General features: G+C 40.4%; 15 protein-coding genes and 1 pseudogene. 10 read left to right on the top strand and 6 right to left on the bottom strand.

Annotated elements, in window-relative coordinates; all coding sequences use genetic code 11:
* Positions 1–184: 184 nt before the first annotated feature.
* Positions 185–757: a GNAT family N-acetyltransferase gene (locus EKM81_RS10195; RefSeq protein WP_125651357.1), complete on the bottom strand. Its 573-nt coding sequence runs from the start codon at positions 755–757 to the stop codon at positions 185–187.
* Between the two features lie 172 nt (positions 758–929).
* Positions 930–1,487: a hypothetical protein gene (locus EKM81_RS10190; protein WP_125651355.1), complete on the bottom strand. Its 558-nt coding sequence runs from the start codon at positions 1,485–1,487 to the stop codon at positions 930–932.
* A 267-nt stretch (positions 1,488–1,754) separates the two neighbouring features.
* Between EKM81_RS10190 and EKM81_RS10185 the strand changes: the two genes are divergently transcribed.
* From EKM81_RS10185 to EKM81_RS11235, 7 genes and pseudogenes are all read left to right on the top strand, one after another.
* Positions 1,755–2,816, top strand: a complete 1,062-nt coding sequence (locus tag EKM81_RS10185; protein WP_125651353.1) for an ABC transporter ATP-binding protein — start codon at positions 1,755–1,757, stop codon at positions 2,814–2,816.
* Positions 2,806–3,699, top strand: coding sequence for a carbohydrate ABC transporter permease (locus EKM81_RS10180; RefSeq protein WP_125651351.1), 894 nt, complete (start codon positions 2,806–2,808; stop codon positions 3,697–3,699). Before EKM81_RS10185 ends, EKM81_RS10180 begins: the two co-directional genes overlap by 11 nt.
* 18 nt (positions 3,700–3,717) lie before the next feature.
* The gene (locus EKM81_RS10175; protein ID WP_125651349.1) at positions 3,718–4,539 is read left to right on the top strand and encodes a carbohydrate ABC transporter permease; all 822 of its coding nucleotides are present in this window, start codon (positions 3,718–3,720) and stop codon (positions 4,537–4,539) included.
* 9 nt (positions 4,540–4,548) lie between these two features.
* Positions 4,549–5,853: an ABC transporter substrate-binding protein gene (locus tag EKM81_RS10170; protein WP_125651347.1), complete on the top strand. Its 1,305-nt coding sequence runs from the start codon at positions 4,549–4,551 to the stop codon at positions 5,851–5,853.
* Between the two features lie 360 nt (positions 5,854–6,213).
* A pseudogene (locus tag EKM81_RS11605) lies at positions 6,214–6,978 on the top strand (nucleoside phosphorylase).
* Between the two features lie 133 nt (positions 6,979–7,111).
* On the top strand, positions 7,112–8,350 hold the full coding sequence (locus EKM81_RS10160; RefSeq protein ID WP_125651345.1) for an aminopeptidase: 1,239 nt from the start codon (positions 7,112–7,114) through the stop codon (positions 8,348–8,350).
* Positions 8,347–8,520: a hypothetical protein gene (locus EKM81_RS11235; protein WP_164509296.1), complete on the top strand. Its 174-nt coding sequence runs from the start codon at positions 8,347–8,349 to the stop codon at positions 8,518–8,520. Before EKM81_RS10160 ends, EKM81_RS11235 begins: the two co-directional genes overlap by 4 nt.
* 179 nt (positions 8,521–8,699) lie before the next feature.
* Here the strand turns inward: EKM81_RS11235 and EKM81_RS10155 are convergent, their stop codons facing one another.
* From EKM81_RS10155 to recX, 4 genes are all read right to left on the bottom strand, one after another.
* Positions 8,700–9,218: a hypothetical protein gene (locus tag EKM81_RS10155; protein WP_125651343.1), complete on the bottom strand. Its 519-nt coding sequence runs from the start codon at positions 9,216–9,218 to the stop codon at positions 8,700–8,702.
* A gap of 22 nt (positions 9,219–9,240) precedes the next feature.
* Complete coding sequence (locus EKM81_RS10150) at positions 9,241–10,086, bottom strand: DNA/RNA non-specific endonuclease (RefSeq protein WP_125651341.1); 846 nt, start codon at positions 10,084–10,086, stop codon at positions 9,241–9,243.
* A gap of 96 nt (positions 10,087–10,182) precedes the next feature.
* Positions 10,183–10,722: a nucleoside tri-diphosphate phosphatase gene (gene ntdP / locus EKM81_RS10145; protein ID WP_125651339.1), complete on the bottom strand. Its 540-nt coding sequence runs from the start codon at positions 10,720–10,722 to the stop codon at positions 10,183–10,185.
* Between the two features lie 467 nt (positions 10,723–11,189).
* Entirely contained in the window at positions 11,190–11,996 is an 807-nt protein-coding gene (recX, locus tag EKM81_RS10140; RefSeq protein ID WP_125651337.1) for a recombination regulator RecX, read from the bottom strand.
* 174 nt (positions 11,997–12,170) lie between these two features.
* On the opposite strand from recX, the gene rlmD reads away from it, so the two are divergent.
* The 3 genes from rlmD to EKM81_RS10125 all read left to right on the top strand — a co-directional run bounded on the left by rlmD (position 12,171) and on the right by EKM81_RS10125 (position 15,091).
* Positions 12,171–13,643 carry a 23S rRNA (uracil(1939)-C(5))-methyltransferase RlmD gene (gene rlmD / locus EKM81_RS10135; RefSeq protein ID WP_379880706.1) on the top strand — a complete coding sequence of 491 codons (1,473 nt, stop codon included), beginning with the start codon at positions 12,171–12,173 and terminating at the stop codon, positions 13,641–13,643.
* 193 nt (positions 13,644–13,836) lie between these two features.
* Positions 13,837–14,595 (top strand): DUF975 family protein, encoded by a 759-nt coding sequence (locus tag EKM81_RS10130; protein WP_125651333.1) that lies wholly within the window; start codon positions 13,837–13,839, stop codon positions 14,593–14,595.
* Between the two features lie 19 nt (positions 14,596–14,614).
* Positions 14,615–15,091, top strand: coding sequence for a nucleoside 2-deoxyribosyltransferase (locus EKM81_RS10125; RefSeq protein ID WP_125651331.1), 477 nt, complete (start codon positions 14,615–14,617; stop codon positions 15,089–15,091).
* The last annotated feature ends 204 nt before the right edge of the window (positions 15,092–15,295 follow it).

Here is a 15,295-nt window from a genome sequence, read left to right as displayed (position 1 = left end):
ACTGAAAGGATGTTTTTTTCGCTAAAGCTTCTCTGACCCCCACAAGTAAAACTTGTGGTTGCATTTCTACATAAGAAATCAACCAAAAAACGTTCAATTCTAAAATGAATTGAACGTTTTTTGGTTAAGATTCACCAGTTAAAGTTCTTGCAGAGCATCTTAAAAACTTTTGACTCTTGACGCTCTATTTAATTGGTCGCAGCAAATGTTCGTAACGATGTGAACCAATCATAATTTCACTATCTTTTACGAAACCATGATGAGTATAAACTCGTTTAGCTTTAGGATTGCCCAAATCCACGTTTAAACTAATCAGCGTCTCACCTTTTTGCTTCAACCAATCATTTAAGTAATCTAATAATTGACCACCAATGCCCTGACCTTGTGCATCCGGCGCAACAGCTAATGAATCTAAGTACCATTCACCTGGTTGTGCTTCAACATCAGAGAACATCGCAAAATCTGCTGGTAATCCATGATTAGCCAAATACGGCCGTAAGCCATCATCAATATTGGCTTCTTTAGCTGCTGGATAACCGACACAAATCCCCAGAACTTTATCCGTTTGCTCGTCAACGTAAACTAACATTTGGGGATAACCATAACGATAATCAGGTGCTGCAAAAGCATCAATTAATAAATCTTGAATCTTATCTTCGCCAACTGATTTAACCACAGGAATTTCCATATCATGAATAATTTGCATCAAGATAGGAATTGCCTGTTGTGCATCAGCTAATTTTGCTGGTCGGATCAAATTTCTCACCTCAGAATAAGTTAATTACTCGTCCCTATTCTAACAGAAACTACCAAAAATCGCTCGACTACTTTAAAATCCTCCAACAAGCGGTCCGGTTGATTTCGGAATTTAGCGATTCCTCAACTGGTGATGGCTTCATCATAACTGCTAATATTAGCCGACACAACTGTTACTTAGCAGATAATGTGCAATTTTTAGACAAAGTGGCCGGATTGGCTAAATTTTGGTCGAAGACAGCGACTCGTTGCTGAATCAGATGCCAATCTTCATCAAAATTATCAAGCAACCATAATTGCAATTCAAACAGCAAGGCACTGCAAAGCATCTGCAATTGTGCTAACAAAACGACTGAATTAGTTGTCTTCCCAAATTGATCATAATTATTCAGTAGCGTCTGAGCTAATGCTGGCTGAATCGCCATAAACTCGTGCCAATCACTTAACGCATACATATTTTTAACTAGCATTTGGTGCTGAGCAATGTAACGCAGGAGAAAACGAACCGTTGCTGGCCAATCTAATTGGTGGACCTGAATTGGCACTAAAATCTCCTGTTGAAAAGTAAAATTGAAGGTCTCTGGCAAACCACCATGAAAATGATAATACAATGTGGAACGTGACACTTGCACAGAATGCGTCAACTCATTAATAGTGTAGTGTGTGCGACGTTGAATTGATAAATCCTGCTTAACGGCAAGCATAATTGCTACTTTTGTCATTGAAGTCATCAGTAACACCTCATTTTTAATTAGTAATGGATATTTTTTGAGTATTAAAAGCGCCACCAAATTAGACCATGCATGCGATTTGTTTAAACTAGCATTCATAAAGTTGTGAAACCGCCATCGTTTCACCAAAAGTTATTTAATTCACGGCGAAAAAAACGACGAAAATTTCCAAAGTTTCCAAGACATTAACCACAAAATGTTGTAAGATATTTTTAGACTTAACTGTTATCTTGTGGTCAAAAAACAATTTTTAAAGGGGCGAAACAGTTGGAAGTTACCTTCAAAGATGTCTCACTTTCATATGATGGGACCCGGGAAATTCTCCATCATTTGAATTTTACGATTCCAGAGGGCACCTTGGTTTCGATTTTAGGACCAAGTGGTTGCGGAAAATCAACAACGCTAATGATGATTTCTGGTTTATTAGCACCAACCTCAGGGAAAATTTTCTTTGGTGATAAGGATGTTACTAAACAAGATGCATTAGCACGTAAAGTGGGCATGGTCTTCCAAAACTATGCATTATATCCACACCTAACCGTTTTGGAGAACATTATGTTCCCACTAAAAATGGCAAAAGTTAAAAAGCCAGAACGTAAAAAACGAGCATTGGAACTTGCCAAGCTAGTTCATGTTGAAGACCAAATCAACAAAAAACCTGGTGCACTTTCCGGTGGTCAACAACAACGGGTGGCAATTGCTCGGGCTTTAGCCAAGGAACCTAGCCTATTATTACTTGATGAACCTCTATCTAACCTTGATGCGCGTTTGCGAATTGAAATGCGTGAAGAAATTCGGCGGATTCAACAAGAAACTGGTGTCACAACTATCTTTGTTACTCATGATCAAGACGAAGCACTCCACATTTCTGACCACATTATGGTATTGAACAATGGCGACATGCAACAATTCAGTTCAGCTGAAACCTTGTATGATAATCCAAGTAACTTATTTGTCGCTAAATTTATCGGCGAACCAGTCATCAATACTTTAGCAATAGCTGACTTCCAAGGTGAGCTTGATCAACATGTACCTGCCGATATTCTTAAACAGGCTGTTAGCGTGGGCATTCGTCCAGAAGCGTTACAAGATCACGATTCCGGCGATGACACAATTGCCGCAATTGAAACCACGGTCAAAGAATTTGAAAAATATGGTCGTGAAAAAAATGCCCAATTAGACTTCCACGGCAAGAAATTATTGACCACAGAAATCGAAAACACGTTAGAAAAAGAGCAAAAATTAACACTCTACTTACAAAAGTCAGGTTTCTACTTGTTTGATCAAGACGGCAAACGAATCTTTGGCGGTGATCAGGATGTTAAATGAGAAGCCAACACTAAAATCAACCGCAAAAGCATTTCTTTATTTATTGCCAATGTTGCTGATCACTGTGACCTTTAATATTTATCCAATCATCAAGTCATTTATGATGAGTTTTTATACAAAATATGATTTTTTCACGGATAAGGTCTCACGAATTGGTTGGGATAACTTTAAATTTATTTTTAGTGATCCTGATTTCCATATTGCCGTTAAGAATACACTGATTTTCGTTGTCGGCGTTGTTCCCCTAACGGTTATTATCTCCTTAGTCATCGCCCTACTCCTCAATAAAATCAAATGGCTTTCCGGTTTATTCCGGACGGTATACTTCTTACCATTTGTAACCAGTACCGTTGCTATTGCTCAGGTTTGGCATTGGATCTACAACAGCGATTATGGTTTGTTGAACTACTTCTTAAGTTTGTTCGGCGTCAATCCAATTTCTTGGTTGGAAAGTCCTAAGTATGCCATGTTGTCACTGATTATCATGAGTATTTGGAAGAACCTTGGTTTTAACATCGTGCTCTTCTTAGTCGGTTTGAACAGCATCAACGAGCGTTACTATCAAGCTGCCAAAATTGATGGTGCTAATTCATGGCATCAATTTACCAATGTCACACTGCCATTATTATCACCAATCACCTTCCTCGTGACAATCAATGGTGTGATTGGCAGTTTCAAAGCTTTCGATCAAATCTTTGCCCTCTTTAATGGGAACCCTGGTCCCAGTAAGTCAGCGCTCACCATTGTGTATTATCTCTATCAGAAATTCTACACCGAATGGAAATACGGCATCGCTGCCGCAAGTGGCGTGGTCTTGTTCTTCATGATTCTGGTAGTAACGGTAATTCAATTATCGTACAGCAAGAAACATGTTCATTATTAAGGGGGTTAACGAAGACTTATGAAAGTTAAAATTGCCATGGTTCTGCGCTATGTGATTTTGATTCTCGGCGGGATCATTATGTTAATGCCATTCCTGTGGATGCTATCAACCTCGCTTAAAACGCAACCTGAAACTGTTAAAATTCCACCAATTTGGATACCGAAGCAACTTCAATTTAGCAACTACATTGATGCCTTCAAAGCAGCACCATTTGCCCAATATTTCTTGAACAGTATTTTTGTCACCACTGTTACGACAGTGGGCCAATTATTTACCAGTATTCTAGCGGCCTTCGCCTTTTCACGATTGAATTTCTATGGTAAAAATATCATCTTCGTTATTTTTCTGGGCACGATGATGGTTCCCGTAGAAATGCTAATCATTCCGAACTTCGTTACTTTATCGAAATTACACTTAGTCAACACTTACGCGGCGTTAATTGTGCCGTGGTTGGCCAGTTTCTTCACTGTTTTCACTTTAAGACAGAATTTCCAATCCGTTCCTGACCAACTCTATTATGCAGCCAAAATTGATGGTGCTAGCGATTGGCATTACTTATGGCATGTGCTAGTGCCCATCTCTAAATCGACTATTACCGCGGTTACCGTTTTGCAAGTCATTGGTTCTTGGAATTCATTCATGTGGCCATTAATCGTCACGAATTCTGAAAACTTGCGGACCTTGCCTGTTGGGTTACAGGCTTTTACTGGGGATGCAGGTACCAACTATGCGCAATTAATGGCCGCATCGACGTTCGTCATTTTACCAATGGTAATCCTATACCTCTTTTTACAGAAGTATATTATTGCAGGCATCTCAAAAACAGGATTGAAAGGATAGGTTTAAGTAATGAAGAAAAAAAGTTGGCAACGCGCATTATTCGCAGTCGCTTCTTTGGGTTTAGTTTTCACGTTAGCAGGATGTGGCAATTCAGCTGCTAAAGATAGCACTAGTTCTAAATCAGCTGCTCCTGTTAAAATCACCTTTTGGCATGGGATGACTGGTCCTTATCAAAAGGCCGTCAACGAAATCATTTCTGATTTCAACAAATCACAGTCCAAATATAAAGTTGTGGGCACATCACAAGGTAACTACACTCAGCTTCAACAAAAGATCATGGCCGCTGCCAAATCAAACAGCTTACCAACGATCTCTCAGACCACATATACAACTGTTCCCGATTACACTGAGAACCACTTGTTGGAACCTTTAGATAATTACATGATCAAGGGCAGCAATGCATTATCTGATTCTGACTTGAAAGATATTTATCCTTCATTCCTAAGTAGCTCAAAATATCAAGGTAAGTACTATTCAGTACCGTTCAGTAAATCAGTTCGGGTACTTTACTACAACCAAGATATTTTGGACAAATACAATCTTGAAAAACCTACGAGCTGGGAAGAAATTGCTAAAGATGGCGAGATCTTGAAGAAAGATAACGTCTACGCAATGGGCTTTGATAAATCATGGGATATGGAATTTGAAGGCTTGGCTCGTCAAGCCGGTAATCCTTTGATCAGTAAGAACCTCAAAGTCAATTTGAACTCAGCTGATTCTTTGAAAGCTGCTAACTTTATCATGGATATGGTAAATGACGGTACTGCAAAGACAGCTGGTGAAGACTTCTACTGGACACAAGCATTCACTCAAGGCAAGTCCGCTTTCTACGCTGGCTCTTCTGCAGGTGTGACACAAATGGTCGCACAGGCTCCTAAGTCAATGAAGTGGGGCACAATGCCATTACCAACATACAATGGCAAGAAGGCTACTGAAATTGCCGGTAACGACATTGTTATGTTCAAGAGTGGTAGCTCTGACCAGAAAAAAGGCGCTTGGGCATTCATGAAATACTTAATGTCAAAGAACGAAACCTCAAAATGGGCAACCTTAACCGGTTACGTGCCATTACGTGAATCAGCAACTAAGACTGACGCTTTCAAGAAGTATCTTGCTGCTAAGCCTTATAACCAAGCTGCTGTTGATTCATTACCTGACGGTTTCCAATCCAATGCATTCAAAGGCTTCTCCGAATATCGGACGAAGTTATTGGACTCAGTTGATGCCATGTTAACTAAGAATGAACCAGTTAAAAAGTCTCTTGATACGCTCCAGACACAAACTGAAAAAATCATTAAAGATAACAAAGACTAACACATAACTTTCTGAGATGCCTAAAAAGCTGGGGATTTTATCCCTGGCTTTTTTAATTACGCAAAAAATAGGTTTAATTCTTAATTAAAGTTCAAGAACTTGAAAATAATGACAGCATTATTTAAACAGAGCTTGTTCTGACACTATTCCCTCTGGAAATACACAGTTGTTAGTCTTTAAGACAATTACAGCAAGATAACTTGATTTAGCTAAATTACTGGTACATTGAACAACAAAAAAAGAAGCACCTATCTGACTTGAATTAACATTTATCCGGGCCTAATTTCCCGATTACCTGCAATTTTTAGTCGTTTTGTGGTACCTTAGATAATAATATTATCTAAGAAAGAACTGAAGCCAATGCCAGTTGTTAAAAATGAATTTCCAATTTTGGAATATGATTCTGCTAAATCATCAATTATTGAAGACGCTGAAACTGATCATCATGAATTCCCAGAACGTGCAGTTTTTGCTTTTCTGCGTGATGAGGTGTCCACTTACGCGGAAACACATCATGCCAAGGTCTTGACTGAATTCGACAGTGCGACCAAACTTTATCCAATTTATGAATACGATTATCACGGTCAGAAAATTTGCCTTTGCCAAGCGCCAGTTGGTGCCGCTCCCGCTGTTCAGTTGCTGGACTATCTGATTTAAAATGGCGTCCGAAAAATCATTTCAACTGGCTCTTGCGGTACTTTAGTTGATATTCCTGAAAATGAGTGGTTGATTCCGACAACTGCATTGCGCGATGAAGGCATTTCCTATCACTATCTAGCACCTACTCGAGATCTCAAAACTAATGCCAGCGCCAATCAAGCAATCAAGGATGCTTTAACTGCGCATCAGTTGAAATTTACCGAGACAAAAACTTGGACCACTGATGGTTTTTTCCGAGAAACACCATACATGATCAAGTATCGCGTTAATGAAGGCTGTCAAGTTGTTGAAATGGAATGTGCCGGGCTGGCAGCTTGTGCCCAATTCCGCGGCGCTACCTGGGGTGAGCTGCTTTATACTGCGGATACTTTAGCTGACACCAGTAATTATTCGCAACGTAATTTTGGCGGTGATAGCATTGCGATTGCCTTAGAATTAGCTTTAGCAGCAGTTAGCCTTTTATAGCAATGGCACTAATTTTAATTATCACACTACTCGCCGCATCGAAACAGTTCCGGTGATTAGGAATTTAGTTACTACTGAAATTATGACTTTTAAACTCATTAAGAAGTACCATCAAATAGAAAGTTGGTGTCACATGACAAACACATCATTTCAAAACAAACTGGCAGCCTACGCTAATTTAGCAATTAAATTAGGACTTCAAATTCAGTCTGGTGACTGGCTCCATCTAACCATTAATCTTGACCAAGCCAATTTAGCACATTTATTGGTTGAAGCTGCTTATCAGGCCGGCGCTCGTAAAGTTATGGTCCAGTGGCAAGACGATCAGCTACAGCGGCTGGATTTAACTTATCAAAGTGCCGCAGACTTACAAACATCCCTGCCTTATCAAGAGGAACAATTGCAATTTATTGCGACTAACCATGTTAAACGTTTAGTGGTTGTTTCAACTGATCCTGCTGCACTTCAAGGGATCCCCACTGAGAAAATTGCTGCCTATCAACAGCGACAAAGTAAGGGACTTGCAGCCGTTCGTAATGCGACCCAGAATAATCAACTAAGCTGGCTAATTATTGCTGCTGCCAGTCCAGCTTGGGCCCAAAAAGTTTTTCCTCAGTTAACTGCTGAAGCAGCAACTGAAGAATTGTGGCAGGCTATTTTTAAAGCCAATCGGGTTGACCAGCCCGATCCAATCGCTGCTTGGCAACAACACCGCGATGATTTAAGCGCACGAGCAGCCAGGCTTAATCAATATCAATTTGATGCACTCCACTATCAAGCACCTGGAACTGATCTCACCATTGGCTTACCTAAAAATCATATTTGGGAAGCCGCGGGGGCCACTAATACTCAAGGTGAATATTTTATTCCTAACATGCCAACTGAAGAAGTTTTCACAGCGCCAGATTGGCTGCGCGTTGATGGCACCGTTAGCTCAACCAAACCACTGAGTTATGCGGGCACAGTTTTATCAGGTCTCCAATTGACGTTTAAAAATGGCCAAGTTATCGCAGCAACTGCCAAGCAGGGTCAAGCAACCTTAGAGCAATTATTGGCCACTGATGAAGGTGCACGTCATTTAGGGGAAGTTGCTTTAGTACCAGATCAATCACCAATTTCCCAATCAGGCTTGATTTTCTATAACACTTTATTTGACGAAAATGCTTCGGACCACTTAGCCTTAGGCGCAGCTTATCCCTTCTCCGTTAAAAATGGTACCAAACTAAATAAACTGCAGTTACAAAAAGCCGGTCTGAACGTCAGTCAAGTACACGTAGACTTCATGGTTGGCTCCGCCGAAATGAACATTGATGGTTTAACCAAAACCGGCGAAGTTGTCCCACTCTTCCGGAAAGGAAACTGGGCAAAATGAATTTTGGTTTATTATTGATCGCCGGGATTACAATTTTGTTAAGTTGCTTTGCCGGCATGCTGACCTACAGCAATTGGCGGACACCGAAATATCGTCATTGGTTTCTCACTGCAACCACGGTGCTAGTAGTAATTGCCGTAATCAGTAGTTGGTTTTTACTGCAACATTGAAACTAGTTAGCCCCAGCATATTGTTTCAAAACAGATTTGAAAGTATGCAGCCACCATGTTAAACATCAATCAGCAAACGCGAAAATACCGAGCAATTCTTTATCAGAATTGCTCGGTACTTTACGTTAATGATCATCAGCTAGCCGCCTTTGATCACACTCTCTTTTTTGTATGGACTGCTAATCTTCTAATGCTGCCATTTCAGGACTTTGATAAATTGCATAGCTTTGGCTAGTCAATTCATCAAGATTTGTTTTAAACGTCATTTTTTCCACGAAAAATGGTAACTGGGCATGGCCCAAACTATCTGGTAATGCCACTTTAGCTTTGGCAGCAGCATCGTAAACTTGGTCCATCTTATAATTGACACCTACTTGCGCCAGATATTGAGGCTGCGCTTGTGTGAGGACAAAGGCTGGTCCAGCAGGAACTTGATAAGAAGTCCAGCCCGTTGGTGTCACAATATTAGTCGGGACTTGAACACCATACCAATACTGTGAAGCCTCAGGACCAAAAATTGCTAATCCCAGCCGATTACTTTGGCCGGCACTAGCCATTAGTTGTTCGTCTAACAGCGCCATTTGCTCACTGGCTTCTAATTCTTGACTAAATGAATAAAAACTCCCATTTGGATCCATATCAGTGGCTAAAGCAACTTTGCCAACGAGCTTAAAAGTGGTTAAATTCAGGACTGTCATGTGCTTACTTCCTTATTTAAAATTAAGCGGCCTTGCTAGTACCGTCTTGATAATTGATTTGATAATTTGCTTGAACGTTAAAAATATAAATATTGAACGAAATCTGATTATCCTCGATTGATTGACCCATCATGTGAATTCCACGGGCCACTAATTCACTCCCAACAAAAATCGGGGTGACTTGATACCGAACGTGATGATTTGTTTGCTTTAAGTAACTGGCCATTGCATTTTCATAGTAAGTCATCGCTGGATCATTTAAAGAACGGGTACCAGTCATTAAATTTTTCGGATTATTATTCTGACCAGTTAATTGATAGCCAATCAAATGGCAGCGATTATATAAGTAATCTTGTTTGCCGTTAATAGTGATTTTGCGATTATGCCAGCCAGTTGGTTGGATATAAAGCCGTTCCCGTTTCGCTGTCGGCATACTACTGCGCTGCATTAAAGCATTGGCTTGAACAACTCGATTATATTGATCCAATGCATGATAATCTTGCCAAGTACCACGACTCAAACTTAAATCAGCATTGCTAAAAGTTGGTTTGTTCTGATTCACTGGAATAATCTGCCGGTCTTGATAAGTCTGCTGAGCTAATTGATCAGCCTGAACCACCCTTGCTTGACTTTTAGTCTGACCATTAGTCGTTGGTGCTTGTGCAGAAACAGCGCTACTAGTTAAAGCACTACGATCAGTTGTCTGCGTCGTGGTCACACTACTGGAATTAGTGACTGCTGTCTGATTCGAGTTTGGATCCCGTGCCAGCCAAACTAAAGCGCCAATAATTAGAATTGCAATAACTGAAGTGAAGCTTAATTGCTGTCGATGCGAACGTGAACGACGGCGATTGCGTTTTTTTGCCATACTACCTCCCAATAATTCTTACAAATAAAATGAAAAACAAAAGGCTGAAATAAGCGAATCATTTCAGCCTTGATTGAACTATATCACGTACCAAATTTAAGCACGACGATGTAACAATTCCTGATAACGCTGATACCAAATATCAACATAGGCCTGCGAAAATGGTCCTTTACCTTGATTGATCCAATCAACCAAGACTTTTACATTCTCTTTTAAGACGTGGTCAATTTCTGGTGGATAATGCCAATACGCGCTGTGTGCCTTGTACTCATCAACGTCAAGCAACCGTTTCTCCCCATCAGGAAAAACTTTGACGTCTAAATCATAATCAATGTATTTCAACGCTTGGCGATCCAAAGCGTACGGCGTTGCTAAGTTACAATAATACGCAACACCATTATCTCTGATCATTGCAATCACATTAAACCAATATTTCTTATGGAAAAAAATAATCGCCGGTTCCCGGGTAACCCAATGACGACCATCATCTTCCGTTACTAAGGTATGATCATTGCAGCCAATCAAAGAATTATCACTTGTTTTGAGCACCATGGTTTCTTTCCAAGTCCGATGCAAACTTCCATCATGCTTGTAACTTTGGATAGCAATATAGTTCCCCTCTTTGGGAACTTGCATATTTACCCTGCTTTCCGGTGCAAACTGAATTCTTACTTATTATAACAAACTTCATTTGTAAATTCATTAGTCAGGAATATGACTGCTGAAACCAAGATAGTTTAATTGATAATCAAGCTTTAATTCTGTAGCACACTAATTTCTTTAACGCCACAAAACTTGTCAATCAAACTATTAGTTCACACCAATCTGCTTTTCTAAACAGTGGTAATCAGTTCTGTTAGTTTATCCTAGTGGTGGCTGGGCGATTAGCGTCAATGGTGAAATTATTCTTGCCGCTTCAGCGGTTAGAATAAGGCTTGTATCTGAGACCGTTCGTAGAAGGGGCTCAGATCAACGCCCACCATGTTCCACGCCCTCTCAATCGCCCAGCCACCACCTTCTCCAATTGTGGAAGTCTTAGCGCCATTTTAGTTTCACACTGGAAGTAACCAGAATCAAATCAGGCACATCGTTAAATCGATATATTAGTCATCTTGTTCATGATCGGCCAGCCAATTATTAATGGCCTCAAAAGCAAAGCCTTTGCGGTACAGCGATTGTGTAAATTTTTGCCGCTGTTTACGATCAGTTAATGGTTGATAATGACGCTGCGCCTTTGCTGCAGCCATTTGTAAAGCATCTTGTTCTTCCTCATCATCCATCTCAAAATCCAACTGAGCCCAAATCAAATCAAAATCAAAATCAACACCACTATAGCCCTTCTGCTGTAATCCTTGACGCACTTTTTGTTCACGAATTCGTTGGGAAACATGGTGTTGCCGTTGCCAGATTTGTTGCGCTAATTTCTGGCCGTTGGTTAATAAGCTTTCCTGATCATAATGAGCGAGTCCATCAACGATTAAGTTTTCATCGCTAATGCCTTTTTGGCGGAGTTCCTGACGAATGACTTGAGGGCCCTTCAAAGATAAGCGCTTATTTGTTTGCACATAGGCAACTGCATAGGCCCCATCATCCAAATATTGCTGCTGTTCTAACCGAGCAATGACTTGGTCAACGGCAACAGCTTCAACTTCATGTTGTTTCAAGTATTGCCGCATTTCCTTAATTGTTCGTAACTGATAACTTAAATAATTTAAGGCCAATTGATATGCCTTTTCAACAACATCAGCCGCCGCGATTTCTGCCTGTAGTTGGTCTGTCAATGCCAAACCCTTATGTAAATTATAACGGATCAGTACGTCCTCACTGACAGGAAACGCATATTTTTTATCGAGAAAAATATTGTAACGGCCGGACTTTTTCTGAGCCGTAATTTGCGTAATAGTCTTCATAAATTCAACTCCAAATCGCAATCTGTAGTAACATCGTTTATACTAAGAGCTGTAACTATGACGATTACAACTTATCTAATCGCTATTATAACATGCTTAATCAATGCCAATGACTTAGATGTTTTCAATTTAATCATGTTCTGGACAGCAATCGACTCTAATTAACTGAAAGCGATGTTTAAGCTAGTTTCATCGGCGCAAACAAAAAGCAATCGTTATTTGCGCCGAAAAAATGCTGTCCCTCACAACAAAAAAAGGAGTTTTAAGATGACAGAGATAGTTAATGTGGCTGTTGGTCAGCGTTTCCCCATTACGGCGAAACGTCTGGGAATCAACGGTGAAGGCATCGGTTATTTTCAACATAAAGTGACGTTTGTCCCCGGACTAATTCCCGGTGAAGTTGCGGTCTGCGAAGCCACTAAGGTCACTGACCGTTACATTGAGGCGAAAATTCATCATCTGCGGAAAGCATCACCTCACCGCGTTAAAGACGTCCCCCCACTTGCTGGTGAAGTCGGTGGTTTAGAGCTTGCTCATATTACCTACCCACAACAATTAATTTTTAAAAATGACCTAATCAAACAGGCACTGGAAAAATTCAAACCGCGGGGCTACCAACACTATGAGTTAGCCGCCCCCTTAGGGATGACTTCACCATGGCATTACCGCAATAAAGCACAATTTCCGATTCGACAATTAGCTGATGGCCGTTTAATTTGTGGCTTGTATCGGCCAGGTACGCAAGAATTAATCGATTTGCCAACAATGCCCACCCAAAGTCCGCTGACTTTAAAAGTTTGTCGTGCGATTTTACCAATTCTAAAAGAATTAGCAATTCCAATTTATGATCCTGAAAAAAATTCTGGCATCATTAAGGCCATTGCTGTCCGAGAATCGCATTTGCATCAGCAAGTACAATTAACTTTCATCACCAATTCAAAAAAAATGCCGCAGAAACGCGCTCTTTTAGCAGCAATCTTGCAACAACTACCGGAAGTTGTCAGTGTTAGCCAGAACTTCAACCCTACTAAAGACGGCCTATTCTGGGGTGATGAAACCTGGTTATTGGCCGGCGAACCCTATTTGGAGGAACAATTAGGTCAGCGGCGCTTCTTATTGTCACCACGAGCATTTTTACAGCTTAATTTAAGCCAAACTGAGAAGCTATATCAAATCGTGGGCGATTACTTACAGCTGACTAGAAATGATGTTTTGATGGATGCCTACGCAGGTGTTGGAACAATTGGGATTAGTTTAGCTGATCAAGTCCGCCAAGTTGTTGGTATTGAAGAGATTCCTGAAGCCGTTGCTGATGCTGAACAAAATGTACAACACAATCATTTAACTAATGTCAGTTATCAACTCGGACAAGTCGAAACCGTTTGGCCACAATTAATTGCTGCTGGCACCCACTTTTCCGCCTTAGTCGTTGACCCACCCCGCACTGGTTTAGTGCCAAGCTTAATAGAAGCCATTCTCAAAGCCGCACCAAAGAAATTCGTTTACATTTCGTGTAATGAATCTACCTTAGCTCGCGATTTGGTCACGCTGACTAAAGCTTACCAAGTCACCAAAATGCAAATGGTCGATCTATTCCCGCAAACTGCCCGGGTAGAAACAGTCGTTAAATTAGAACGGCGTCAATAATTTCCTACACAAACTAATTCAAAACCTAGTGATCATGTTAAACCGGAATTAGTTCTGATGGCATTCTACTTCGAATCTCACGGTGCCGCCCTAATCGGCAGGCAGCAATCAGCCAACCGGTCAAAAGTAATTTCCCGTGAGCCTGATTGCAAATGGTATAATAATAACAACTAAAAAAAGGAGTTTTTGTAGAATGAATGAAAAAGTATCCCGTGCTGACCTTAAGAAACAAGCTAAGGCTAAAATGCGAGGCGATTTTGGTACTGCCTTTAAACTGAATAGCATTCCGATTATTTTCACAGTTTTAGCAATTATTTTATGGACACTGCTGGTTGTGGCTATTGTGATGTTTATGCCAATCGACAAAAACGCTAGCAATATTAATAGTGCCGCCTCAGCTCAACAATATGTAAATGACACCGTCCAACAAAATAGTGGCCAATGGTTCGGTACTTTTATCGGCGCGCTGATTAATACACTACTCACCGCAGGCATTAGCATTGCTAGCCTTAGCTGGTTGCGCTTACCTAAAGATGAGACTTTAAACAAGCCCTTTGTCAAACAATTCCAGGGATTCACCAGTGATTATTTTGTGGCTATTTTGATTATCTTTATTATTACCAGTGTGCTGACTTACTTTGGTTACTTCTTACTGATTATTCCTGGTATTATCCTATCACTGGCTTTCCAGCCTATTTATCTATTGTATAGTGATGAAGGCGATAATTATGGCTACTTCAATATAATTGGTCGCAGCTGGCGCTTCATGAAAGGCCATAAATTTGATTTATTTGTCTTTCAACTCAGTTTCATTTTCTGGTATCTAGGAATGTTCTTAACAGCCGGCTTGTTAGGCATTTACTTCATTCCTTACCACAATTTAGCCCTAGCTGCCTTTTACGACAATATCGTTAAGGAAAACCGTTTAAATGAAGCACAGGTTGCCGCATAATTTTAGGAGGTCAAATGCCATGCATATCTATTTCGCCAATGCACTCTTCTCGCAAGCTGATTTTAATTTTAATGCCCAGTTAGTCGCCAAGATTCGGGCCGCTAATCCAGATATCAGTCTCTACCTGCCCCAGGAAAATGCCAGCATTAATGATAAGCAAGCTTATGCCGACTCAAAAATGATTGCGCAAGCAGATACTGAGGAAGTTTTACGGAGTCAATTAATGATTGCTGTTTTAGATGGGCCAATCATCGATCCCGGTGTAGCCAGCGAAATTGGCGTGGCCTATGCCAACAAAATTCCAATTCTAGGTTTATATACGGACTCTCGCCAACAAGGTGCCAACAACAATCAGAAAATAGCAGCACTCCAAACAATCGCAGAAAATCAATTTCACTATTTAAATCTCTATACGACTGGTTTAATTAAATTAAATGGCGCGATTTATAATAACGAAACTGATTTATTGGCAGCAATTCGCCATTATCAAAACTAGCACTCATCGCTTAAAAAGTTGGTAAACATCTGCTATCGGCGCCAAAGCTGAACCTGAAACATTAATCATTTAAACAACAGTAAAAGTTAAAAAGTCAGACTAAATAACCTGTATCACCATTTTCATTTGCACTAGGCCCTGTCAAGTTGACAGATGAAATAATATAAAATTGTATCTAGTTCTAAACGGCTTCATTCCAGTATT

It is taken from the genome of Lapidilactobacillus gannanensis (assembly GCF_003946675.1).
GTDB classification, from domain to species: Bacteria; Bacillota; Bacilli; order Lactobacillales; family Lactobacillaceae; genus Lapidilactobacillus; species Lapidilactobacillus gannanensis.
Note: the sequence above shows the minus strand (reverse complement) of the source record. Positions and strands in the feature narration are given on the sequence as shown.

What these genes read in the sequence shown, in the direction of transcription:
- ntdP (WP_125651339.1), bottom strand. Translation starts at nt 10,722, where the DNA reads ATGCAAGTTCCCAAAGAGGGGAACTATATTGCTATCCAAAGTTACAAG.
- EKM81_RS10150 (WP_125651341.1), bottom strand. Translation starts at nt 10,086, where the DNA reads ATGGCAAAAAAACGCAATCGCCGTCGTTCACGTTCGCATCGACAGCAA.
- EKM81_RS10130 (WP_125651333.1), top strand. Translation starts at nt 13,837, where the DNA reads ATGAATGAAAAAGTATCCCGTGCTGACCTTAAGAAACAAGCTAAGGCT.
- EKM81_RS10155 (WP_125651343.1), bottom strand. Translation starts at nt 9,218, where the DNA reads ATGACAGTCCTGAATTTAACCACTTTTAAGCTCGTTGGCAAAGTTGCT.
- EKM81_RS10190 (WP_125651355.1), bottom strand. Translation starts at nt 1,487, where the DNA reads ATGACTTCAATGACAAAAGTAGCAATTATGCTTGCCGTTAAGCAGGAT.
- recX (WP_125651337.1), bottom strand. Translation starts at nt 11,996, where the DNA reads ATGAAGACTATTACGCAAATTACGGCTCAGAAAAAGTCCGGCCGTTAC.
- EKM81_RS10175 (WP_125651349.1), top strand. Translation starts at nt 3,718, where the DNA reads ATGAAAGTTAAAATTGCCATGGTTCTGCGCTATGTGATTTTGATTCTC.
- EKM81_RS10160 (WP_125651345.1), top strand. Translation starts at nt 7,112, where the DNA reads ATGACAAACACATCATTTCAAAACAAACTGGCAGCCTACGCTAATTTA.
- EKM81_RS10180 (WP_125651351.1), top strand. Translation starts at nt 2,806, where the DNA reads ATGTTAAATGAGAAGCCAACACTAAAATCAACCGCAAAAGCATTTCTT.
- rlmD (WP_379880706.1), top strand. Translation starts at nt 12,171, where the DNA reads ATGTTTAAGCTAGTTTCATCGGCGCAAACAAAAAGCAATCGTTATTTG.
- EKM81_RS10125 (WP_125651331.1), top strand. Translation starts at nt 14,615, where the DNA reads ATGCATATCTATTTCGCCAATGCACTCTTCTCGCAAGCTGATTTTAAT.
- EKM81_RS11235 (WP_164509296.1), top strand. Translation starts at nt 8,347, where the DNA reads ATGAATTTTGGTTTATTATTGATCGCCGGGATTACAATTTTGTTAAGT.
- EKM81_RS10170 (WP_125651347.1), top strand. Translation starts at nt 4,549, where the DNA reads ATGAAGAAAAAAAGTTGGCAACGCGCATTATTCGCAGTCGCTTCTTTG.